22 protein-coding genes are annotated in these 21,812 nt (G+C 45.0%); 7 read left to right on the top strand and 15 right to left on the bottom strand.

From position 1 onward, the window contains the following. Positions 1-34: 34 nt before the first annotated feature. Positions 35-1,873 carry a cation:proton antiporter gene (locus C6Y39_RS06990; protein ID WP_105930580.1) on the top strand — a complete coding sequence of 613 codons (1,839 nt, stop codon included), beginning with the start codon at positions 35-37 and terminating at the stop codon, positions 1,871-1,873. Positions 1,874-2,178: 305 nt separating this feature from the next. Here C6Y39_RS06990 and C6Y39_RS06995 read toward each other — a convergent pair whose 3' ends face one another. Continuing rightward, positions 2,179-3,489: a 3-deoxy-D-manno-octulosonic acid transferase gene (locus tag C6Y39_RS06995; protein WP_105930581.1), complete on the bottom strand. Its 1,311-nt coding sequence runs from the start codon at positions 3,487-3,489 to the stop codon at positions 2,179-2,181. Positions 3,490-3,634: 145 nt separating this feature from the next. Between C6Y39_RS06995 and C6Y39_RS07000 the strand changes: the two genes are divergently transcribed. Further along, positions 3,635-4,711 carry a glycosyltransferase family 9 protein gene (locus C6Y39_RS07000; RefSeq protein WP_105930582.1) on the top strand — a complete coding sequence of 359 codons (1,077 nt, stop codon included), beginning with the start codon at positions 3,635-3,637 and terminating at the stop codon, positions 4,709-4,711. Positions 4,712-4,731: 20 nt separating this feature from the next. Continuing rightward, positions 4,732-5,865, top strand: a complete 1,134-nt coding sequence (locus C6Y39_RS07005) for a glycosyltransferase (RefSeq protein ID WP_105930583.1) — start codon at positions 4,732-4,734, stop codon at positions 5,863-5,865. A 59-nt stretch (positions 5,866-5,924) separates the two neighbouring features. On the opposite strand, the gene rpsQ is transcribed toward C6Y39_RS07005, so the two are convergent. Genes rpsQ through rpsJ form a run of 11 tightly spaced genes read right to left on the bottom strand, consistent with a single transcriptional unit; the run spans position 5,925 to position 10,862 of the window. Then, positions 5,925-6,182, bottom strand: coding sequence for a 30S ribosomal protein S17 (rpsQ, locus tag C6Y39_RS07010; RefSeq protein WP_012516966.1), 258 nt, complete (start codon positions 6,180-6,182; stop codon positions 5,925-5,927). Next, positions 6,182-6,373, bottom strand: a complete 192-nt coding sequence (rpmC, locus tag C6Y39_RS07015) for a 50S ribosomal protein L29 (protein WP_012516965.1) — start codon at positions 6,371-6,373, stop codon at positions 6,182-6,184. Before rpmC ends, rpsQ begins: the two co-directional genes overlap by 1 nt. Then, positions 6,373-6,783 carry a 50S ribosomal protein L16 gene (gene rplP / locus C6Y39_RS07020; RefSeq protein ID WP_014947979.1) on the bottom strand — a complete coding sequence of 137 codons (411 nt, stop codon included), beginning with the start codon at positions 6,781-6,783 and terminating at the stop codon, positions 6,373-6,375. The genes rpmC and rplP overlap by 1 nt, the downstream gene beginning before the upstream one ends. A gap of 2 nt (positions 6,784-6,785) precedes the next feature. Beyond that, on the bottom strand, positions 6,786-7,490 hold the full coding sequence (gene rpsC / locus C6Y39_RS07025) for a 30S ribosomal protein S3 (protein WP_014947978.1): 705 nt from the start codon (positions 7,488-7,490) through the stop codon (positions 6,786-6,788). 9 nt (positions 7,491-7,499) lie between these two features. After that, positions 7,500-7,832 (bottom strand): 50S ribosomal protein L22, encoded by a 333-nt coding sequence (gene rplV, locus C6Y39_RS07030; protein ID WP_105930584.1) that lies wholly within the window; start codon positions 7,830-7,832, stop codon positions 7,500-7,502. Between the two features lie 11 nt (positions 7,833-7,843). Next, entirely contained in the window at positions 7,844-8,119 is a 276-nt protein-coding gene (gene rpsS, locus C6Y39_RS07035; RefSeq protein WP_012516961.1) for a 30S ribosomal protein S19, read from the bottom strand. 15 nt (positions 8,120-8,134) lie between these two features. Then, entirely contained in the window at positions 8,135-8,959 is an 825-nt protein-coding gene (rplB, locus tag C6Y39_RS07040; RefSeq protein ID WP_105930585.1) for a 50S ribosomal protein L2, read from the bottom strand. Positions 8,960-8,973: 14 nt separating this feature from the next. Further along, the gene (rplW, locus tag C6Y39_RS07045) at positions 8,974-9,273 is read right to left on the bottom strand and encodes a 50S ribosomal protein L23 (RefSeq protein ID WP_105930586.1); all 300 of its coding nucleotides are present in this window, start codon (positions 9,271-9,273) and stop codon (positions 8,974-8,976) included. Further along, positions 9,270-9,875, bottom strand: coding sequence for a 50S ribosomal protein L4 (gene rplD, locus C6Y39_RS07050; RefSeq protein ID WP_012516958.1), 606 nt, complete (start codon positions 9,873-9,875; stop codon positions 9,270-9,272). Before rplD ends, rplW begins: the two co-directional genes overlap by 4 nt. 18 nt (positions 9,876-9,893) lie before the next feature. Then, on the bottom strand, positions 9,894-10,532 hold the full coding sequence (gene rplC / locus C6Y39_RS07055) for a 50S ribosomal protein L3 (protein WP_025256850.1): 639 nt from the start codon (positions 10,530-10,532) through the stop codon (positions 9,894-9,896). Between the two features lie 18 nt (positions 10,533-10,550). Beyond that, positions 10,551-10,862, bottom strand: coding sequence for a 30S ribosomal protein S10 (gene rpsJ / locus C6Y39_RS07060; protein WP_010179497.1), 312 nt, complete (start codon positions 10,860-10,862; stop codon positions 10,551-10,553). Positions 10,863-11,281: 419 nt separating this feature from the next. Between rpsJ and C6Y39_RS07065 the strand changes: the two genes are divergently transcribed. After that, complete coding sequence (locus C6Y39_RS07065; RefSeq protein ID WP_105930587.1) at positions 11,282-13,498, top strand: GspE/PulE family protein; 2,217 nt, start codon at positions 11,282-11,284, stop codon at positions 13,496-13,498. 331 nt (positions 13,499-13,829) lie between these two features. Here C6Y39_RS07065 and acnA read toward each other — a convergent pair whose 3' ends face one another. Next, on the bottom strand, positions 13,830-16,547 hold the full coding sequence (gene acnA, locus C6Y39_RS07070) for an aconitate hydratase AcnA (protein WP_105930588.1): 2,718 nt from the start codon (positions 16,545-16,547) through the stop codon (positions 13,830-13,832). 457 nt (positions 16,548-17,004) lie between these two features. Here acnA and C6Y39_RS07075 point away from each other — a divergent pair, with 457 nt between their 5' ends. Both C6Y39_RS07075 and gpmA read left to right on the top strand, forming a co-directional pair. Then, entirely contained in the window at positions 17,005-17,466 is a 462-nt protein-coding gene (locus tag C6Y39_RS07075; protein ID WP_105930589.1) for a cupin domain-containing protein, read from the top strand. Positions 17,467-17,641: 175 nt separating this feature from the next. Then, positions 17,642-18,388: a 2,3-diphosphoglycerate-dependent phosphoglycerate mutase gene (gene gpmA, locus C6Y39_RS07080; protein ID WP_105930590.1), complete on the top strand. Its 747-nt coding sequence runs from the start codon at positions 17,642-17,644 to the stop codon at positions 18,386-18,388. A gap of 65 nt (positions 18,389-18,453) precedes the next feature. On the opposite strand, the gene C6Y39_RS07085 is transcribed toward gpmA, so the two are convergent. Both C6Y39_RS07085 and C6Y39_RS07090 read right to left on the bottom strand, forming a co-directional pair. Next, positions 18,454-19,455 (bottom strand): branched-chain amino acid aminotransferase, encoded by a 1,002-nt coding sequence (locus tag C6Y39_RS07085; RefSeq protein WP_105930591.1) that lies wholly within the window; start codon positions 19,453-19,455, stop codon positions 18,454-18,456. Between the two features lie 207 nt (positions 19,456-19,662). Beyond that, positions 19,663-20,199, bottom strand: a complete 537-nt coding sequence (locus C6Y39_RS07090) for a PH domain-containing protein (protein ID WP_105930592.1) — start codon at positions 20,197-20,199, stop codon at positions 19,663-19,665. A gap of 349 nt (positions 20,200-20,548) precedes the next feature. Between C6Y39_RS07090 and C6Y39_RS07095 the strand changes: the two genes are divergently transcribed. Further along, positions 20,549-21,787: an IS4 family transposase gene (locus tag C6Y39_RS07095; protein WP_240618812.1), complete on the top strand. Its 1,239-nt coding sequence runs from the start codon at positions 20,549-20,551 to the stop codon at positions 21,785-21,787. The last annotated feature ends 25 nt before the right edge of the window (positions 21,788-21,812 follow it).

Raw genomic sequence — 21,812 nt, forward strand, 5'->3', positions numbered from 1 at the left:
GATGGAATTATATTAATACGTTAAGGATTTACCTTTGTCAGACCCACTACTATCTCTCGTTTCAGTAGGACTGTTGTCTATTGCCTGTCAGTACTTGGCATACAAAATTAGACTTCCAGCCATACTACCTCTTTTAATTGTTGGCATTGTGGTGGGGCCCGTTTTCGGTGTACTTAACGCAGACAGTTTATTTGGCGACTTGCTGTTCCCCGTTGTTTCACTCTCTGTAGCCATCATTCTTTTTGAAGGTTCATTAACGCTTAAGTTCAGCGACATTGCGGGTCACGGTAATATGGTCAGAAACCTCTGTTCCATTGGGGTTGTGGTGACGTGGATTGTTGCAGCGACGGCTGCCCATTACAGTCTAGACCTGTCATGGCAGCTCTCCTTTTTGTTCGGAGCAATTGTAACCGTTACTGGCCCTACGGTTATTGTTCCCATGTTGCGGACGGTTCGACCTAAAACCAATCTCGCGAACATTTTGCGCTGGGAAGGAATAGTCATCGACCCTATCGGCGCATTACTTGCCGTACTGGTGTTCGAGTTTATCGTAGCGTCACAAGAAACCGCTATTACACATACGTTAATTGCCTTTGGTAAAACCGTAGGTATTGGCTCAGTGCTCGGCCTTGCTGCCGGTTATTTACTGGGGCTATCTATCAGAAAAGAATGGATCCCCCATTACCTACTCAACACTGCCGTATTAACGATTATTCTCGGTGTCTTTGCTGCATCTAACTATGTAGCACACGAGTCCGGCCTCTTGGCTGTTACTATTGCCGGTATGGTACTTGCCAATATGAAAGACGTTGATGTGGAAGACATACTTGAGTTTAAAGAAACCTTGAGTGTCTTGCTTATCTCTGGGCTATTTATACTGCTTGCTACTCGTTTGAATTTGCAATCGGTTATAGACGTTGGTTGGGGCTCTGTTGTAGTGCTGGCCGCCATCATGTTTGTAGCTAGACCGTTATCAGTCATGGCCTCCTCCATTGGTACCGGCCTTAAATTAAACGAGTTAGCCTTGCTTAGCTGGATAGCTCCTCGCGGTATTGTTGCGGCGGCGGTATCAGCGTTGTTCTCGTTAAAACTAGAAGAAATAGGTTATGAAGGTGCGGGTATCATTGTCCCCATCGTGTTTATGGTCATTATCGCCACGGTTGTGGTGCAGAGCTTAACTTCTCGAACCGTTGCATCACTATTAAAAGTGAGAGCCCCTGCACCTACCGGCTATTTAATATTTGGTGGAAGCAAGTTCAATCGCGCTTTGGCGTGTGAAATGTTAAATCAAAAATTAGATGTGACGATTGCTGATACTAACTGGGATGCCATTCGCGAAGCGCGCATGATGGACATCCCCGTCTATTTCGGTAACCCCATGTCAGATCATGCCGCCCGACACCTAGACCTAAACACGTTTGGTACTGTTCTTATCATGTCGCCCTATAAGCAGCTCAATCCACTCATTGCTTATCACTTTGAATATACAATGGGTAAAGATAAAGTGTGGGCATTGACGAATAATGAGCAGTCCACGCGCCCTAGTCACCAAGTGAGTGAACAATACGCCAAGAAGTTAACCTTGTTTGATGAGGGTGTCACTTATGGTTACTTGGCCTCGGCAATAGCCCGTGAGTCGCAGGTTAAGACAACGCGTCTGTCTGAGGAGTTTAGCTATGAGCAATATATTAAACAATATGGTGAGAGAGCAACGCCGCTAATTGCTATAAATGCTGAAGGTAAGAGCTATACATTTATCAATGGAAACAGTATTGAACCGAAAGCGGGATGGCGTTTAATTAGCTTGATTGAGCCTGAGCGTGACGAAGGGACAACTGAGAGTGCAAACAAAGGCCACCACATAGAGTCGTGAGGTAAGAAAACCTCCTGCCCACCGGCAGGAGGTCTCTCCCTGGAAAACCGCGTAACCCAGTGCTCTTTTAGCAAGGGCGTTTTAATTTTGATTTTACCGTCGTTACGCTGTCGTACGCTTTATAGCAAACGGTACACCAACTTTTATTAACTCAGTTAAATCAATGGATTAGACATTCACCCACTAACTCTACCTGTACTTTGGTTCATTGCGAAATCCCTTTTGGTGCACACCATGCACCATTCAGGGGTTCGTTTTTCATTCAATTACAGTTAATTACCTGGCATTTAAAACGCTTTCTCGCGTCATTTAAGATACTTGGAAATACACGATAACGTAGCATCTAACGCTCCGCTATTATCCAGTAATACCTTATTACCAGCACTACCCGCTGTACTAGCCTCGTCGGGCTTTTGAAGCCACCTTGTTAAAGCTGAAGCCATGTTGGCACTATTCTCAACGATCGTTAGCGCACCGCAGTTTTGAAGGTATTCACATATAACAGGGTTATTATAGGTGTGAGGGCCCATCAAAATAGGTAAAGAAAAAGCTGCAGGCTCAAGTGCATTGTGACCGCCTCGTTCTGCAATTGACCCTCCCACGAAAGCAAAACTTGCTACGGCGTACGCTTGGTTGAGTTTTCCCATTTCGTCGAGAAGTATAACGTTGATATCATCAGGTACCGATGTAACCTCTGAAGTCCTTGCAAAAGATAGATTGTATTTTTCTATAATTTTAGCGACGGTATCGAATCGTTCCGGATGCCTTGGCACGATAACAACTCGAAATGAAGGTAATACTTTCCATACTTCCAAAGCCGCATCAAGAATAGCCTTTTCCTCAGGCTCGTGTGTACTGCCTGCGACCAAAAGTGGCCGCTCACCACGGCTAATTCCAATAAAGTGGCTCGAGGTGTTTATTTCAGAACTCGCTTGATCAAACTTTATGTTGTTAGTGAGAGTAAGCCTATTGTTATCCATACCCAACCAGGAATAGTTATCAAAATCTCGTTGTCCCTGCGCACATACGTGAGACAGCTTACCTAACATAGGATTAAAAAGTTTTCCTATCTTCTTATAACGCTTTGCAGAACGGTCGGTCATTCTGGCATTAATGACCACGACGGGAATATGGCGTTTCCAGCACGCATGAACCAGGTTTGGCCACAGCTCTACCTCGGTAATCATTACCATTTTAGGTTTTACCCGCTTCAACATGCCGGCCATTGCCATATGCAGATCATAAGGGAGGTAGAAGTGATGAACGGTATCTTTGAAGATGTCGCGAACTCGTGCTGACCCCGTGGGCGTTGTGGTAGTGATAGTGACTTGCGCATCCGGCTCTAGGCGCATTATGCGCTTGATAAGGCACGACGCGGCTACAACCTCACCTACTGAAACACAATGAAAAAGATAGCCATTTTCTTTGGGTGGACGGCGAACAAATCCAAAGCGTTCGAAACGACGACGATTATAATCTTTATTCCTTGTAGAGCCCCTCATAACAAGTTGCGCGATAGCAAAAGGAATAAGAAGTGCTAATACACATGAATACCCCCACCGACAAAGCGTTTCAACAAATTTAGGTTTGTAGTCACTGCGTTTGGCAGCAGGCATAAATACTTCCTTTGGGTAAAATTTATTTGGTTTATTAACGTGAGTACTTGGTATTAGTCAGTATCACTGCCTGTCATTAAACTGTCGTGAACGTATGATTGACTAGGCTCAAGTAAACTCTATTTGTGTTTGAAAGCCTATTCTAATGCCGCAACAGGTTCAACGTATTCTCTTTATTCGTCTTAGCGCAATTGGCGATATTGTAATGGCTTCAGGCCTTCCGTCTAGTATCAATAGCATTTACACGTCAACAGCCCCCAACATTGAGATAACATGGTTGGTAGAAGCTCCCTACACTGGGCTAGTAAGCGCACACCCACACGTTAACAATGTTATTGCTTGGCCAAAATCCGAATGGAAAGCATTAGCAAAGCGGCGCCAATATTGGCAATTAGTTAAGGCAGTGTGGAAACTTAGACAAGAACTTCGCAGCTACAGGTTTACGGTGGCCGTTGAAGCGCAAGGCCTCTTAAAAAGCGCATTGTTGGCTTTCTTAAGTGGCGCGCCCGTTCGCTTTGGTTTTAAAAGTAAAGAGAATAGTCACTTACTGCTGACTCACGTGACGGCTAAGCCAATGTCTGACGAGATAAGCAGTGAATATGGTCACCTAGCCAAATTTATAGCGGATACGCAACAGCGAGATAATGCTGACAACGTAAAGCCCTATCAACTGCAAGTAAGAGTCTTAAGCTCGGTCAATGCCTCTGCGTTTGATAAGTTGTCATTAAGGGGGATTACACAGCCTTTTATGGTTATTGCGCCCTTTACAACTCGACCACAAAAACATTGGCCTATGGAGCACTGGGAGACATTGCTAGAGGAAATAAGAAAGCATACTCAAATGCCCATTGTCATTTTAGGTGGACCAAGTGATGCCGCACACGCTGAAAGCTTAACGTTTGGACAAGAAAACATAGTGTCGTTAGCAGGGAATCTGACACTAGAGGAATCGGTCGCTATAGCATCGAAATGCCATGCCCTTGTTGGTGTGGATACTGGACTCACTCACTTGGGTACTGTTTTCAATAAACCCACGGTGGCGATATTTGGCTCTACACGCCCTTATATAAAAACTGACAGCGCTAACACTCACATTATTTATAAGGAATTATCCTGCGCGCCGTGTAAAAGGCGGCCAACCTGTGGCGGCAAATTCGACTGTATGAAGGAAGTTACGCCCAAAGAAGTCTTAAATAGGCTTCTTCCGTATATAAATTATTAAATAAATTTTAAGGACAACATTTGAGTACTTGTGTTTTACACGTTGAACTAGGCAGACATTTATACGGTGGTGCAAAACAGGTCACTTACCTTATCAATGCGCTAGAACAGCACGATAACATTCGACAGCATCTAGTATGCACACAAGACAGTGAGATTCAGAACGCACCTCTTGGGCGTTGTAACGTGCACGCCTTAAAGTATTCGGGTGAAACGGACTTTCTATTTATCAAACGTTTACTCTCAATAGTAAAAGAGGCTAAGCCCAACATCATCCATATTCATAGTCGACGAGGCGCTGACGTATGGGGAGCAATAATTGCTAAAATGACCGGCATTCCTTCTGTCTGTACCCGTCGTGTCGACAACTTAGAGTCACGTTTCTCATACTATAAATACAAACAGTTCGATGCTGTCATCAGTATTTCAGAGGGCGTACAAAGCGTGGTGGCTAAACATTGCGAAGGAGTGAAACATCAACTCGTAATACATTCTGCCGTGGATTTAGACGAATACTCTCTTTCGAAAAACAAACAGTGGCTCCACGATACCTTTGATATTCCAAGCGACCACACGGTAATCGCTAATTTTGCCCAGTATATTTCTCGAAAAGGTCAAGCAGACGTGATACTCGCAATGCACGACGTTCTGCATAAACACAAAAAGGTAACGTGCTTGTTGTTTGGTAAAGGAGGGCTTGAAGAGAGTTATCAATCGTTGATTGAGCGTCACGGGCTTGCCGATAATGTCAAACTATGCGGTTTCACTTCTGATGTGGCAAAAATACTCCCCAATGTAGATATTGTTATACATCCTGCTTACGCCGAAGGACTCGGCGTTATTTTACTGCAGGCTGGGGCAAGTAAGCGCGCTGTGATAACTAGCCCCGTAGGCGGTATTCCTGAGATTGTTACCCATAAAGAAACGGGCTTAATGGTGGCGCCTGGGGATATTGATGCCATTGGAGAAAGTCTTGTGAGTTTAATTGAGCAACCGACTTTACGTTATCAGTATGGAAATGCGCTATACCAACATGTAGCAGAGAAATTCAGCATAACGAAGATGGCTAATGCCTACGTAAACCTATACACCTCTCTTACTCAAGGTGACAAAGATACTAATAAGACGGTTAAAAATCTCGTCCAGCCGAGTTAAACAGACACAAAAAAGCCGCTCGAAAGCGGCTTTTTTAAGACTTTGAAAAAAGTTAGCGATTAAACGCCAGCTTTTTCAACAACGTCAACTAGCATCCAAGATTTGTTCTTAGATAGCGGGCGACATTCACGTACTGTTACTACATCACCTTGGTTGCACACGTTGTTTTCGTCGTGGGCGTGAAGCTTAGTAGAGCGCTTGATGAACTTCCCGTAAATTGGGTGCTTAACAAAACGTTCAACTACAACAGTGATGGTTTTATCCATCTTGTTGCTAACCACACGACCTTGTACTGTACGAATTTTTTGCTCAGTCATTACGCATCAGCCTTTTGAGTCAGAATGGTTTTAACACGCGCGATGTTACGACGTACTTTTCTCAACTGATCAGTTTTTTCAAGCTGACCGGTTGTGTGCTGCATGCGTAGGTTGAACTGTTCGCGTAGCAGGTTAATCAACTCTGCGTTCAGCTCTTCTACGCTTTTGTCTTTCAGTTCAGTCGCTTTCATTACATCACCGTCCGAGTTACAAAGGTTGTTTTAAATGGCAGTTTAGCCGCTGCCAATTCAAACGCTTCGCGTGCAAGATTTTCAGGAACACCTTCCATCTCGTAAAGAACACGACCAGGCTGAATTTGGCATACCCAGTACTCAACGTTACCTTTACCTTTACCTTGACGCACTTCAAGAGGCTTCTCAGTAATTGGCTTGTCAGGGAAAACTCGAATCCAAATTTTACCTTGACGCTTAACGTGACGAGTCATAGCACGACGCGCTGCTTCGATTTGGCGCGCAGTCATACGACCACGGCCAACTGCTTTCAGGCCGTAAGTACCAAAGGCAACAGTATTACCCGCTGCCAAGCCGCGGTTGCGGCCTTTGTGCATCTTACGGAACTTCATGCGTTTTGGTTGTAACATGATTAGCCCTCTCGCTTAGCGTTGCGGCCTTTCTTCTTAGGTTGAGCAGCTGGTGCTTGCTCTTGAGTTGTAGGTAGACCACCTAGAACTTCACCTTTGAAGATCCATACTTTAACGCCGATGATACCGTAAGTAGTTGACGCTTCAGAGGTTGCGTAATCAATGTCCGCACGGAAAGTGTGCAGAGGAACGCGACCTTCACGGTACCACTCAGAACGTGCAATCTCTGCACCGCCCAAACGGCCGCTAACTTCAACTTTAATACCTTTCGCGCCTAGACGCATTGCGTTTTGAACTGCGCGCTTCATAGCACGACGGAACATAACACGACGCTCTAGCTGGCTAGAGATGCTGTCAGCTACTAGCTGGCCATCTAGCTCTGGCTTACGTACTTCAGCGATGTTGATCTGAGCTGGCACGCCGGCTAGCTTAGATACGTAGTTACGTAACTTCTCTACGTCTTCACCTTTCTTACCGATTACTACGCCTGGACGAGCAGTGTGAATAGTCACACGGATGCTCTTAGCAGGACGCTCGATCACGATTTTAGATAGTGAAGCGTTTTTAAGTTGCTTAGTCAGATACTGACGTACCTGATGATCGTTATACAGGTTATCTGCATAGTCTGCAGTATTAGCGTACCAGGTAGATGTCCATGGTTTGCTGATACCCAGGCGTATACCTGTAGGATGTACCTTCTGTCCCATTATCTACTCCTAGTTATCCGCTACAACCACAGTGATGTGACTGCTGCGCTTAAAGATACGATCAGCACGGCCTTTGGCACGTGGCTTGATACGCTTCATAGTTGGACCTTCGTCAACGAAAATCTTGGCAACGACTAGCTCGTCGATGTCCGCGCCTTCGTTGTGCTCTGCGTTAGCAATCGCAGACTCCAAAACTTTCTTTACTAGCGCTGCGCTTTTCTTCGGGCTATACGCAAGAAGCTCAAGAGCTTTCTCAACGTGCATTCCACGAATTTGATCCGCAACCAAGCGTGCCTTTTGAGCCGACGTGCGGGCAAAACGGTGTTTAGCTAATGCTTCCATCTTCCTACCCCTTAACGTTTAGCTTTCTTATCCGCGACATGGCCGCGGTAAGTACGCGTTGGCGCAAATTCGCCCAACTTGTGGCCGACCATTTCGTCACTAATAATGACAGGTACATGTTGGCGACCGTTATGGACCGCAATGGTCAACCCAATCATATCTGGGATGATCATAGAACGACGAGACCAAGTTTTGATTGGTTTACGTTCGTTCTTTTCCACTGCAGCCTCTACCTTCTTCAGCAAGTGAAGGTCAATAAAAGGACCTTTCTTGAGAGAACGTGGCATGGTGAATCCTCGCTATTACTTGTTTCGACGACGTACGATAAGCTTATCAGTACGCTTGTTGCTTCGGGTTTTCTTACCTTTAGTAGGAATACCCCAAGGAGTTACTGGGTGACGACCGCCTGATGTACGACCTTCACCACCACCGTGTGGGTGATCAACCGGGTTCATGGCAACACCACGAACGGTAGGACGAACACCACGCCAGCGTGTAGCACCAGCTTTACCTAGTGAACGAAGCATGTGCTCTGCATTGCCAACTTCACCAATGGTGGCGCGGCAATCAGATAAAACTTTACGCATTTCGCCAGAGCGTAGACGTAGGGTAACGTAGTTTCCGTCACGTGCTAGGATCTGAGCGTAAGCACCAGCAGAACGTGCGATTTGAGCACCCTTGCCAGGCTTCATTTCAATTGCGTGTACAACAGAACCTACAGGAATGTTACGCATAGGTAGAGTGTTACCAGACTTGATCGGAGCGTCCGAACCAGACTGGATAGCATCACCTGCTTTCATACCCTTAGGAGCTAGAATGTAACGACGTTCACCGTCTGCGTACAATACTAGAGCAATGTTAGCAGAACGGTTTGGATCGTACTCTAAACGCTCAACTTTAGCTGGAATGCCGTCTTTGTTGCGTTTGAAGTCGATTACACGATAGTGTTGCTTGTGACCACCACCGATGTGACGAGTCGTGATACGACCACCGTTGTTACGACCACCAGACTTGCTGTTTTTCTCTAGCAAAGGCGCATAAGGTGCACCTTTGTGCAGGTCAGGATTAACGACCTGAACAACGTGACGACGACCGGCAGAAGTTGGCTTAGCTTTCAATAATGGCATTTCTAATCCCCTTCTTACTCAGCACCACCGACAAAGTCGATGTCCTGACCTTCTCTAAGAACCACGTAGGCCTTTTTCCAGTCGCTGCGCTTACCGAAAGACATGCCGTGACGCTTGGTTTTACCCTTAACGTTCACAGTACGAACACCTTCAACTTCAACTTCAAACAGTTTTTCAACTGCTGCTTTGATTTCAGCTTTGTTCGCGTCTTTAGCTACTTTAAATACAACTGTGTTGTTCGCTTCAGCAGCCATTGTAGACTTTTCTGAAACGTGAGGTGCAACTAGCACCTTCAGTAGACGTTCTTCTTTCATGCTAACGCCTCCTCAAGTTGTTTAACCGCATCAGCAGTCATTAGCACTTTCTCAAATGCAATCAAGCTCACTGGGTCGATGCCTGCTACGTCACGTACGTCAACTTTGTACAAGTTGCGTGCCGCTAGGAACAAGTTCTCATCAACTTCAGGAGTAACGATTAGAACGTCATTAAGTTCATATTCGTTAAGTGCAGAAATAAGAGCTTTAGTCTTAGGTGCGTCAACACCGAACTTCTCTACAACAACCAAACGGTCTTGACGGATTAGTTCAGACAAGATGCTCTTAATCGCACCGCGATACATTTTCTTGTTAACTTTTTGGTCGAAGTCACGAGGCTTCGCTGCAAAAGCACGGCCACCGCCAACCCAAATTGGGCTACGGATAGTACCAGCACGTGCACGGCCAGTACCTTTTTGACGCCATGGCTTCTTACCGCCACCACGAACTTCAGCGCGAGTTTTCTGCGCTTTTGTACCCTGACGAGCGCCTGCTCCGTAAGCTACAACTACCTGGTGTACCAGGGCTTCGTTGAATTCACGTCCAAAGGTCGCTTCGGATACTTCAAGAGCGCTTTGCGCGTCTTTCAATGTTAATTCCATCAGTTCACTCCCCAGACGTTACGCTTTAACAGCTGGCTTTACGATTACATCGTTGCCAGTTGCGCCAGGTACGGCACCTTTTACAAGGATAAGGCCGTTCTCTACGTCAACACGTACAACTTCCAAAGACTGCGTAGTCACTTGCTTGTTACCAAGCTGACCAGCCATTTTCTTGCCTTTGAATACTTTACCTGGTGATTGGTTTTGGCCAATTGAACCAGGTGCGCGGTGTGACAAAGAGTTACCGTGTGTCATACGCTGTGAACTGAAGTTCCAGCGTTTGATAGCACCTTGGAAACCTTTACCTTTTGATGTACCAGTGACATCAATCTTTTTAGTGTCGTTAAAGATTTCAACAGTGATTTCACTGCCTACTTCAATATCGGCACCTTCGTTATCTTCTAAGCGGAATTCTACTAGAGTGCGTCCAGCTTCAACACCAGCTTTAGCAAAGTGACCTGCTTCAGCTTTGTTGATGCGGTTAGCTTTTTTAGTTCCAGCAGTAACCTGAAGAGCGCGATAACCGTCAGTTTCCTCAGTACGAAGCTGAGTAACACGGTTTGGGGTCGCTTCAATAACAGTCACAGGGATAGACGTACCATCTTCAGTGAAGATGCGAGTCATACCCACTTTACGACCGACTAGACCAATCGCCATTGTTATAACCCTCTCTTGTTAGCCCAGGCTGATTTGAACATCAACGCCAGCAGCCAAGTCCAAACGCATCAACGCGTCAACTGTTTTATCAGTTGGCTCGATGATGTCTACCAAACGCTTGTGAGTACGGATTTCATATTGATCACGCGCGTCTTTGTTAACGTGCGGAGAAATCAGAACTGTATAGCGTTCTTTGCGAGTAGGTAGAGGAATAGGACCACTTACCTGAGCACCAGTGCGTTTCGCAGTTTCAACGATTTCAGCCGTAGACTGATCGATCAACTTGTGATCAAACGCTTTCAAACGAATGCGAATTCTTTGATTTGGCATCGATTAAGCTCCAATCGAAAGAACAAAAAAATTCACCTTTTCTCTTCCATTAATTCCGGAAAGAAAAGATGTGCGTAAACCGATGGTTCCCTATCGGAACCCTGTTCTTTTTTCTAGCACGCCAGCAACAGCCCAATCAGTTATGATAAATCCGTTACTTCGGCAACCACCCTAAAAGCAGTGAGGTCGCGGCTAAAAATTCATGCCCGTATTGGGCAGTGGGCGCGAATTATACAGAAAGGAAGGAGCAATGCAAGAGGTAGTTTGCTTTTTATACACATATTTTTAGGCTATATAACTGTATGTAACTGTCTATAAGTAGTATTGTTGCTTTCTCGGTATGCGTATACCTTAGTACCCTACGAAGAAAATTATAAATAATTAGAAATGGACGGGCCGTCCTTGTTAGAAGTGAGAATATGGAAGTACTGAATAACCAGCAAACTTTTGCACAAATAAAACGTATCCTTAATAACCATTCCACACTTTTGGATGCGTACGGGTTGTTGGAACCGATTATACTCGAGTTGTTCGGTGCCCAACGTATGAGTATTTTCCAGCGCCGACGTCAACACCAGGATTTAGTCGCTCGCTTTAAAACAGGTAAGGAAACACTTGAGATAAAGGTTCCTATCAGCCCAATGTCCATTGCTGGGTATGTTGCACTATCTCAAAAAGCCGTCGTTATCGACGACCCATATAGCCCCACTTTGCTACAAAGTATTCATCCCCGCCTTCGTTTCGCGGATAGATTCGACAAAGACAGTGACTTCAGAACACAAAATATTCTCTGCGTTCCCATCATGAATGCGGGCGTTTTGATGGGCGTTATTCAAATTATCAACAAAGTGAATGGTGTGTTCACTGAGAATGACTTAAAACTTGGTAGCGCCCTTGCACTCATTCTCGGCGACAAGTTTAGATTTGAGCTCGGCGGCACTAATAATCCTTTTGATCTTCTTGTTCATAAAAGTCTTCTTGAAGAGGCGACCCTTAAAGACATTCAAACAAGTACACCGGATATTCGGGCTTTTGTTCAGCGGCTAGTATCTGAGTACCGTATACCCGAAGACGAAATAGGCAATTCACTGTCTATTCATTATCAAGTACCCTTTATTTCTTACTTGCCCGATAAATATCACAGATTTGAAAACGAAAGTCGGCTAAATGTCTCTTACCTAAAAAGGAACTATGTTGCAGTTATTGCTGATGCGCACGACAAACCTATCGTGCTCATGGCAGAACCTAATAATGCAGCACTGCTCATGGAAATTGAAAGTGCTATGGGTATTGATAGTTATGAAATAGCGGTGAGCCTTCCTAACTTAATTCTGCAATACCTAGGTGAAAATACCGGCGGCGGTGGCCCTGGTGAGATGAGTGATATTCTAGATGAAATAAGCTCATCGAACGATGACAGCGACGAGCAAATTGATGAGTTATCAGACGACGCGCCTGCCGTTGTACGTTTGGTTAGCCGCATATTACATGACGCAAAAAGGCTTAATGCATCAGACATTCATATCGACCCGGAAAAAAATGCTCCAACACGCGTGCGCATGCGGGTAGATGGCGTCTGCCGTGACATGAACCAAGTGCCTAACTCTCACCATAGCGCCGTTATTGCACGTATAAAAATCATGTCTAACCTTAACATTGCGGAGAAGCGCGTACCGCAAGATGGAAAACTCGCCTTTAGAATGAACGGGCAGCTGGTCGAAGTGCGGGTTGCCACAATTCCAACCGTCGCCGGTGAAGGTGTGGTGATGCGGATATTGGCGTCGGGTGGCGCCATGCCGATCGATAAGATGAACCTAGCGCCAACAAATCGCGCGCGTCTAGAAGAAATGATTAAAAAGCCACACGGTATATTACTTGTGGTAGGGCCCACAGGTTCGGGTAAAACGACGACCCTTCACGCTATTTTGGGTTATTTAAATACGCCAGAAAAGAAGATTTGGACGGCAGAGGATCCTGTAGAAATTACCCAGCCAGGACTTCAGCAGGTTCAAGTAAGCCCCAAGATAGGTTTTAATTTCGCCGCTGCGCTACGGGCATTTTTGCGTGCTGACCCTGACATTATTCTCATTGGTGAGATGCGTGATAAAGAGACCGCTCATGCGGGTATTGAAGCCTCGTTAACCGGGCACTTAGTACTTTCAACGCTCCATACTAACTCTGCCCCTGAAACCATTACTCGCCTACTCGATTTAGGCCTTGACCCAGTCAACTTCTCTGATGCTTGTGTGGGGATATTAGCACAGCGTCTTATTAGAACCTTGTGTGGTAGTTGCAAAGAGAAATACCTCGCTACCGAGACTGATATCGCGTTTATAGAGCGCCAGTACGGCAGGGAGCTCATGTCAGAGCTAAACATTCAAACGCCTCTTGAACTCTACAAAGCAAAAGGATGCCAAGAGTGCGGCAATACTGGTTACAAAGGCCGAACCGGTGTTCATGAACTATTGGGTATGACACCGGAGCTTCGCTCTATGGTTTATAAAGAGGCGAGTGTCGCAGACATGAAATCACAGGCAGCTAAAGATGGGATGCGTACGCTTGTTCAGGACGCCATTTACAAAGTGATCAAAGGTGACACCGACTTAGCACAGGTCCAGATTATAGGCGGTGAATAGCCTCCGGTTTTTTGGTGTAAAGATGGAATCTCAAAAGAACTGTACCTTTGCTCAGTTTTTTTGAGCGGATTCCATTTCTAGTAATCATATTAAAAAGGCGTTCTAGGTAAGTCAACGCTGCCGGAAGATTATATAGAAGCGTTAGAGCCATACGTGGATGAATACATGTCTTTATATGGCGCTGACGCACAAGATTTAAGATGTGAAAAACGAGCGGCTATTGGGTCTAATATTAAAGAGATCATTTGCGAAAAACGTTACTACTAACACCAAATAAAAATGCCGCCTATTCAAAACTGAATAAACGGCATTTCTTAGCTTGTATGGTGACCTACTTTTTCAAATATTCCCTGATCACGTAGTGCAGAATTCCACCGTTTTCAAAGTACGTAAACTCATTTGATGTATCAATTCTGATATCCATCATGAAAGCAGTAGTTTTACCATCGTCAGTAACAGCTCTTACCTCTACCTCAGACTGTCCACGTTCAACAGCATCAATAGAGAAGGATTCATTACCTTTGAGCTCTAAAGAACTTGCGCTATCCCCCTCTTTAAATTGCAATGGCAAAATACCCATTCCAATCAAATTCGAGCGGTGGATGCGTTCATAACTCTCGGCTAGAACCGCTTTTACTCCCATAAGCGATGGCCCTTTCGCAGCCCAATCTCGACTAGAGCCCGTGCCGTATTCTTTTCCACCAATAACCACAGCAGGTACACCTTCCTCTTTATAGCGCATTGCCGCATGGAAGATAGACATACTATCACCGCTTGGATAATGGGTAGTTGCACTGCCTCGGGTGCCTGGTGCTAATTGGTTTTGAAGACGTACGTTAGCGAACGTACCTCGCATCATGACTTCGTGATTACCTCGTCTCGAACCGTACGAGTTGAAATCTTTAGGATCAACGCCCTCTGCCTGAAGATACTCACCTGCTGGACTATCATTAGCAATGGCTCCCGCGGGTGATATATGATCAGTTGTAATTGAATCTCCTACTTTCACCAAACATCGAGCGTTCTCTATCGCCGTCAATACCTCAGGCTCTTTCTCCATCACTTCAAAAAATGGAGGATGCTTGATATAGGTCGAATCAGGCCAATCGTAGACCGATGTTTTGCTTACCTCTAGCTCGTTCCACTCGCCGCTGCCTTTAAATACATCGGCATATTTTTCTTTAAATAAATCGCCTGTTACATTTTCGGCGATGTATTGCTGAATCTCTTCTTCGGTTGGCCAGATATCTTTCAAGTATACGGGCGCACCGTCACTCGCTTTACCAAGCGGCTCTTTAGTAATATCAATATTCATATTACCCGCAAGTGCATATGCAACAACAAGTGGTGGAGACGCGAGATAATTCGCCGCGACGTCTGGGTGGATTCGGCCTTCAAAATTACGGTTACCAGATAGCACAGAGGTGACGGTGAGTTTCGCCTTTCTAATCGCATCTGAGATAGCATCTGGCAGCGGGCCTGAGTTACCGATACACGTTGTACAACCATAGCCCACCAAGTTAAAGCCTAGTGATTCTAGCGGGTCCATTAGACCGGCATCTTCTAAATATTGCGTTACCACTTGAGAGCCTGGAGCAAGAGAAGTTTTTACCCAAGGCTTACGCGTTAGCCCCTTCTCTGCTGCCTTTTTGGCCAGCAGACCTGCGCCAACCAGAACAGAAGGGTTTGAGGTGTTCGTACAGCTCGTGATCGCAGCAATAACAATAGCGCCATCTTCAAGATTGAACTTACTTCCTCTAAATTCCACAAAAGAATCATGGTCTTCGTCAACATCGTCGGTCGTGCCTAGACCTGCCTCCGCGATGAGATCGGTTTCCTCGTCGAGCACTTTTACGTCAATTTGAGAGCGATGCCACTCATTAAATGCCTCAGCAGCATTGCTTAACGCTATGCGGTCTTGAGGGCGTTTCGGGCCTGCTAGAGAGGGAACGACTTCCTCTAAATTTAGTTCTAATGTTTCATGATACTGTGCATCTTTAGAGTGGTCGTCATGCCATAAGTGGCTGAACTTCGCATAGGCTTCAACAAGTGCAATTTGATCTTCGTCTCTTCCCGTCAGACGCAAGTAATCCAGCGCTACATCATCAATAGGGAAAATCCCGCATGTAGCACCGTACTCTGGCGCCATATTAGCGATAGTGGCACGATCCGCTGTTGTCAGATGCTTAAGACCCGGTCCATAGAATTCAACAAATTTTCCGACTACGCCATGTTCACGTAACTGTTGCGTAATAGTTAGCACCATGTCGGTGGCAGTGACGCCAGCAGGTAATTTACCTGAAAGCCTAAAGCCAACAACCTTAGGTAACAGCATAGTAACTGGCTGACCAAGCATCGCTGCTTCTGCTTCAATACCACCCACTCCCCAACCTAGAACGCCGAGGCCATTAATCATAGTGGTATGTGAATCTGTCCCTACTAAAGTATCGGGATAAACCAAGGTTTCCCCATCTTGCTCTTTAGTGAAAGCACAGCGTGCTAGATACTCTAAATTAACTTGGTGAACAATGCCGCGGCCAGGAGGAACCACTTTAAAATTATCGAAGCTAGACTGGCCCCACTTCAAAAACTGATAGCGCTCTTTGTTTCGCTCTATCTCTATATCTGTATTTTTTTCTAACGCATTCTCTTCAGCGAAATGATCAACCATGACAGAGTGGTCGATGACTAGCTCAACTGGGTTTAGCGGATTAATCGCTTGAGCATCTCCCCCAAGCCTATCCACCGCATCTCTCATGGCTGCAAGGTCGACAATAGCAGGAACACCTGTGAAATCTTGCAATATAACCCGGGCCGGCACGAATGAAACTTCGTGGTCAGCGTGATTTTCGATATCCCACTTAGCAACTTGTTCTATATCGCTGCTATTAACGAATTCTTGGTCTTCGTGACGAATCAAGTTCTCTAAAAGAATTTTGATACAGAACGGAAGCCGGTCGAGCGCATACTTACTACCTATACCGTCAAAATTAACCGCCTTGAAGCTCTTACCATTAACCTCAAGCTGCGAAAAAGACTTATATGTCATACGCTCTCATCCTTCTTTGCCTGTTCATAATTTAAAATGACGATGATAAGTGATTACGTTAGTAAAAATTAAAGCAATATCACCTACTCGCTCTTAGTACGTATTTGTACGGCTAAAACATGAAAAAAAGTTCACCTAAAAACAATATGCCGATTTCTTTTTAGAAGAGGCCAATATTTAGCTTTACCCGAGTAGTTCATAAGGCCACTCATAAAGAGTCAGCATTTGAAATAACTGAGATTTTAAACAAGGGCAAATAACGTCTTTATTGAAGTGGCGAATTGCAACTATTTCAAAACTGGTCGACCCAGTTTACAATTTAGCAACAATTGTATTTTCTTATAAATCCGCAGAGGTTATGCTTTAAGACCAAGCCAAATAAGAAACCTTTGCTGCGTCCTCGTAATTATTTTTTTGAAGGTGTCGAGCAAAGATTAACAATAATAATGACGCTATCATGACACACCCGTTAGTTAAGAAATACAATTTAGAGCCCCACCCTGAAGGGGGGTTTTACCGTCAAGTGTTTCGTTCTGAACACGAGACTACATCATATGCTCATAATCAGACGCGCCCTGCGCTAACCCATATCTATTTTCTCCTGTTAAAAGGCCAGGTCAGTCGCTTTCATCGAGTACTGCACGATGAAGTATGGAACCACTATGAGGGCGCGCCACTTCAATTATTTCAATTAGAGAATCAACAAATGTGGGAGCGCCGCATCGGTGGTGGGGACAACGAATATGTAGAAGTTGTGAAAGCGGGAAATTTCCAAGCCGCAGCGACTATGGGTGAGTATTCACTTGTTGGGTGTTCTGTGGCACCGGGTTTCGATTTTAAAGACTTCAGTTTTATCGAAGAGCCATCCATGCAAGAGTGGATAAAAGTCGCGCATCCTGATCTTACGCGTTTTATCTAAGCCTCAATAATGGCTTTTCGCATACACATCTTACCTGCGATTTTGTGATAGCTTGAACTGGATTTTTCTACGCTGATCAAGGATGATAACAGCAGTTTTTTAAATATACGTCTGAACGTCCATTTTCTGGCAGTATCTCAGACTATTTCACTCAAACGCCGCAGGTAACTCAACTATGTATAAATTGGTACTTATTCGTCATGGAGAAAGTCAGTGGAACTTGGAAAACCGTTTCACAGGCTGGCACGACGTTGATTTGACCGACACAGGTGTAGCACAAGCAAAAACCGCAGGTCAGCTTCTAAAAGACGCTGGATTTACATTCGATCAGGCATATACTTCTGTCCTTTTGCGCGCAATTAAAACGCTTAACATTGCACTAGAAGAGATGGGTCAACATTACCTTCCCGTCGAGCGTCACTGGCGTCTGAACGAGCGTCACTATGGCGCGCTTACCGGCTTAGATAAGGCAGAAACTGCAGCTAAGCACGGTGAAGAGCAGGTTAAAATTTGGCGTCGTAGCTTTGATATTCCACCTCCTGCGGTAGAAGATGACAGCGAGCACTTCCCGGGTCACGATCCACGCTACAACAATGTAGATTCTGATATCTTGCCACGTGGTGAGAGCCTAAAACTTACAATCGAACGCGTATTGCCTTACTGGCATGACGTCATTCGTCCAGACATCCAAGCCGGCAAACGCGTAATTATTGCCGCCCATGGCAACAGCCTTCGCGCACTAGTTAAGTACCTAGATGGCATGTCAGATGACGAAGTATTAGGTCTGAACATTCCTACAGGTGTTCCACTTGTATACGAATTAGATGAGAACCTGAAGCCAATTTCTAAAGAGTATCTTGGCGACGCTGACGCTATTAAAGCAATGATGGATGCAGTAGCTAAACAAGGCCAAGCGAAGTAAGCTTAAACCTCTTAAATACTAAAAAGCCTGCTTAAGCAGGCTTTTTTTATGGATGTCGGTTTAGTCTAATTTGGCACTTTTACTAACCAGTTGTGGGTATCTTCCGCTTTACCCCATTGGATATCATTTAACGCTTGTCTAAGTTTCATTGTCACTGGACCAGCTTCGCCGTTACCAACCTGATACTCTTTATCGTTGTGAATAAAAGTTCCTACTGGTGTAAGGACGGCCGCTGTACCTGAAAGGGCAGCTTCAGTATTAGGTTTCGCTGAGCGCTCTAGTAATTCTTCAACTGTGATATCACGCTCACTAACCGTCATGCCATGGTCTTTAGCAATCTCTAGGATAGTTGCACGGGTTACACCGTGTAAGAAGCTAGAATCTAGGCCCTTAGTGATGATTTCATTACCATCAATAAGTAAGAAATTAGCAGCACCGGTTTCCTGAACATCACCATTTGGGCAAAACAAAATTTGGTCAGCCTGTACTTCCTTTCTCGCCTTAAGAATAGGAGGCAAAGCACTTGCGTAGTTGCCGCCACTCTTCACCATACCCATATGTGGCGCGCAGCGCATACCGGTTTCATCTAATAACAATCTTAGCGGCTTCAGGCCGCCTGCGAAGTAATCACCTACCGGTGACAACAGTACATACAGCATGGATGTAGCTGATGGCGCAGCCGCTTTACCAATTGATGCTTCTGTTCCAATGTGAGTCGGACGGATGTACATTGAACCAGGAGGCTCAGGTACTTCAGATGCGTATTTAGCAACAATATCAATGATCATCTTTTCTACCTGAGCTTTGTCTATTTCAGGCAAGTTTAAAAGACGACTACTTTGAGCAAAACGCTCAATATTCTTATCCATTCTGAAAATGTTAATACTGCCATCTTCATGTTTAAAAGCCTTTAAGCCTTCAAAGCATGTGCTTGAATAATGGAGTACGTGAGCGCCCGGATGAAGTTGAATGCTGTTAGCACTGACAAATTCGGTGTCAGTCCATTGATCGTTGACAAAGGTAGCAAGCGCCATTTCTGGCATGAATACTGTACCGAATACGGCCATTAGTTCGTCCTATTTACTTCGACTAAAAAGATATTCGCAAGAGTTTACCAAAAAACCTACACATTGCTAAAAGTAAGTCGATTCTATTAAGGCTTTTATCGAATAAGACCGTCTAAAAATACTGACAGCAAAAAGAATTAGAGGTCCAAAAAGTAAAGAAATGTGCTTTAGATGTTAGCTTTTCTGTAAGGCGTTAATCTTGAATGTTTACTGTTTTCCTTCTAGCGCTTTCTCTAGTAACTGCTCTATTCGTTGAACGCTTTCAATAAGTAACTTCAAATCATCGTTTTGATCAACTTTGTCTTTAGGGAACGCGCCAGTATTTGTTAGTAACTTGTCTTTTTGCGACAAAATTGTTTCTCTGAATGCGTCGGCGTCATTGATACCAATAAGTGAAACCAGTGCGCCTTGCGCCGATTGCCCAGCAGTTTCGAATGACAACAGATATAAATTGAAGAGCCGCATTAAGGGTCCTTGGACCATAGCTACATCGGTAATCTTCTCTAAAGGAATAGACTTCTCTTCTTTGTTAAATACACCGCGTTTTACGACCAGCTTTCGCTCTGTCACAACAGCAGACATAGCGGCCAAGATTTTGCCGCTAATCAGGAAAAACAAGGGGATGGATATAATCAAGAAAGGTATACCTACTATAGTGATAGACGACACCAACAGTAAACTTAAAAGCCAGTAGGTTTTTACCGCAGGGTTAAAGGTGGCTTCAAATATTACTCTCTCAGACATCATCAGTTCCTTTTAGTTGGATATCTTCAAGTATAACCCTAACAAGAGCGAGAAATGATAAACAATTTTCTAGTTATATTGATGCGCTAAGTAATAGCTTTTGAAGTCAGAGTGCATTTCTCTAAATATTGGGGTCAGAGTACATTTCTACGTTGGCAATAAGACGCAAAGAGAGTTAACGCTTACAAGAGTAATGCAGTGGCAGCTAATGAAATAAAGTACTCTGACCCCATTTTGATGTTCGCTGGAGCATGGCCGGGGAATTAATGTACTCTGACCCTGAGGTATCCCCACAAATAATATAACGATATCAGTGAGATAAGAAAGATAGGAACATTCATGGTGTTTAGTGATCAGATCAATCGCCAAAAATCACCGAGACCAAACTGCCATGAATGCCCTATCTATTGTGAACAATGTCGTATCGCTTGTCAGCTATAAAATGCATAAAGCTCGTCAGGATGCACTAACGGCGTGCGTGAAAAGCCTTCTTGATGGGAGCGCAGCAACCGTAACCAGCATAGGTCGAGGTATTAGCAATAAAGCCTTTGAGAAGCATCGGATTAAACGTGCCGACCGCTTGCTTTCAAACCCGCATCTATTAAGTGAAACACCGTTTGTCTATGCATCTATATGCCAACTATTTTGTGGCAGTACATCACGCCCTGTTATCTCAATCGACTGGTCAGATTTAGACGACCGTAAAGCACATTTTCTTTTACGCGCGGCAATATCTTTAAAAGGTAGACCCGTCACACTTTATCAAGAAGTTCACTGCAACAAGACCAAAGAGAAACCAGCTACGCACAAGGCATTCTTAAAAACTTTGCACGCCATATTACCTTCACACTGTCGGCCCATTATCGTCACCGACGCAGGGTATAAATCACCTTGGTTCAGGGAAGTATCAGCGTTAGGCTGGGATATTGTCGGGCGTATTCGTAAGCCACACTTTTACTCGCTTGATAGAGGAAATTCGTGGCAGTGTATTCGTCACCTTTATGCTCAAGCGACAGGACGACCAAAGCGCTTTGATAACAGCGAAATAGCTAGAGGTAACCCCTTTGCCTGTACGTTAGTTCTGTTCAAGCAGAAAACGAAAGGACGCCACGCTTCAAATCCAGACGGTACACGCAAAGCCTCAAAGCGGTCGAAAGTCCATGCGCAAGGCGCGAAAGACCCGTGGCTGTTGGCGACATCACTAGCATCTCATCGACGCTTATCGAAACAGGTCGTGGCTATTTATCGCCAGCGCATGCAGATTGAAGAAGGCTTTAGGGACATGAAAAGTACCAAGTTCGGGCTTGGCTATGAGCAAAATAAAAGCGTGAAAAAGCAGCGTCTAACAATCCTGGTATTGCTCACTACGTTAGCGTCACTCGTGGCTATACTACTGGGTATGGTGGTCGTCTCTTCGAATAAACATCGGCGCTTCCAGGCCAATACCGAAACCAGAAGCGTGCTGTCATTCCACTATCTCGGCCTGAGAGCTGTTGCTTGCCGAATAAGATTCACTATGCGACAGTGGAAAGCTGCACTCACATGGTACAGCTCCATAGTCGACGGGGCCTGGGCCGCAGGCACATGAAATTAAATTCGTGGGGATCCCTCAG

Origin of the sequence: Alteromonas gracilis, from assembly GCF_002993325.1 — a bacterium.
Lineage (GTDB): Bacteria > Pseudomonadota > Gammaproteobacteria > Enterobacterales > Alteromonadaceae > Alteromonas > Alteromonas gracilis.

Coding starts and splice junctions, on each gene's coding strand:
- C6Y39_RS06995 (WP_105930581.1), bottom strand. CDS start 3,489: ATGCCTGCTGCCAAACGCAGTGACTACAAACCTAAATTTGTTGAAACG.
- C6Y39_RS07000 (WP_105930582.1), top strand. CDS start 3,635: ATGCCGCAACAGGTTCAACGTATTCTCTTTATTCGTCTTAGCGCAATT.
- rpsQ (WP_012516966.1), bottom strand. CDS start 6,182: ATGACTGAGCAAAAAATTCGTACAGTACAAGGTCGTGTGGTTAGCAAC.
- rpmC (WP_012516965.1), bottom strand. CDS start 6,373: ATGAAAGCGACTGAACTGAAAGACAAAAGCGTAGAAGAGCTGAACGCA.
- rplP (WP_014947979.1), bottom strand. CDS start 6,783: ATGTTACAACCAAAACGCATGAAGTTCCGTAAGATGCACAAAGGCCGC.
- rpsC (WP_014947978.1), bottom strand. CDS start 7,490: ATGGGACAGAAGGTACATCCTACAGGTATACGCCTGGGTATCAGCAAA.
- rplV (WP_105930584.1), bottom strand. CDS start 7,832: ATGGAAGCATTAGCTAAACACCGTTTTGCCCGCACGTCGGCTCAAAAG.
- rpsS (WP_012516961.1), bottom strand. CDS start 8,119: ATGCCACGTTCTCTCAAGAAAGGTCCTTTTATTGACCTTCACTTGCTG.
- rplB (WP_105930585.1), bottom strand. CDS start 8,959: ATGCCATTATTGAAAGCTAAGCCAACTTCTGCCGGTCGTCGTCACGTT.
- rplW (WP_105930586.1), bottom strand. CDS start 9,273: ATGAAAGAAGAACGTCTACTGAAGGTGCTAGTTGCACCTCACGTTTCA.
- rplD (WP_012516958.1), bottom strand. CDS start 9,875: ATGGAATTAACATTGAAAGACGCGCAAAGCGCTCTTGAAGTATCCGAA.
- rplC (WP_025256850.1), bottom strand. CDS start 10,532: ATGGCGATTGGTCTAGTCGGTCGTAAAGTGGGTATGACTCGCATCTTC.
- rpsJ (WP_010179497.1), bottom strand. CDS start 10,862: ATGCCAAATCAAAGAATTCGCATTCGTTTGAAAGCGTTTGATCACAAG.
- C6Y39_RS07065 (WP_105930587.1), top strand. CDS start 11,282: ATGGAAGTACTGAATAACCAGCAAACTTTTGCACAAATAAAACGTATC.
- acnA (WP_105930588.1), bottom strand. CDS start 16,547: ATGACATATAAGTCTTTTTCGCAGCTTGAGGTTAATGGTAAGAGCTTC.
- C6Y39_RS07075 (WP_105930589.1), top strand. CDS start 17,005: ATGACACACCCGTTAGTTAAGAAATACAATTTAGAGCCCCACCCTGAA.
- gpmA (WP_105930590.1), top strand. CDS start 17,642: ATGTATAAATTGGTACTTATTCGTCATGGAGAAAGTCAGTGGAACTTG.
- C6Y39_RS07085 (WP_105930591.1), bottom strand. CDS start 19,455: ATGGCCGTATTCGGTACAGTATTCATGCCAGAAATGGCGCTTGCTACC.
- C6Y39_RS07090 (WP_105930592.1), bottom strand. CDS start 20,199: ATGTCTGAGAGAGTAATATTTGAAGCCACCTTTAACCCTGCGGTAAAA.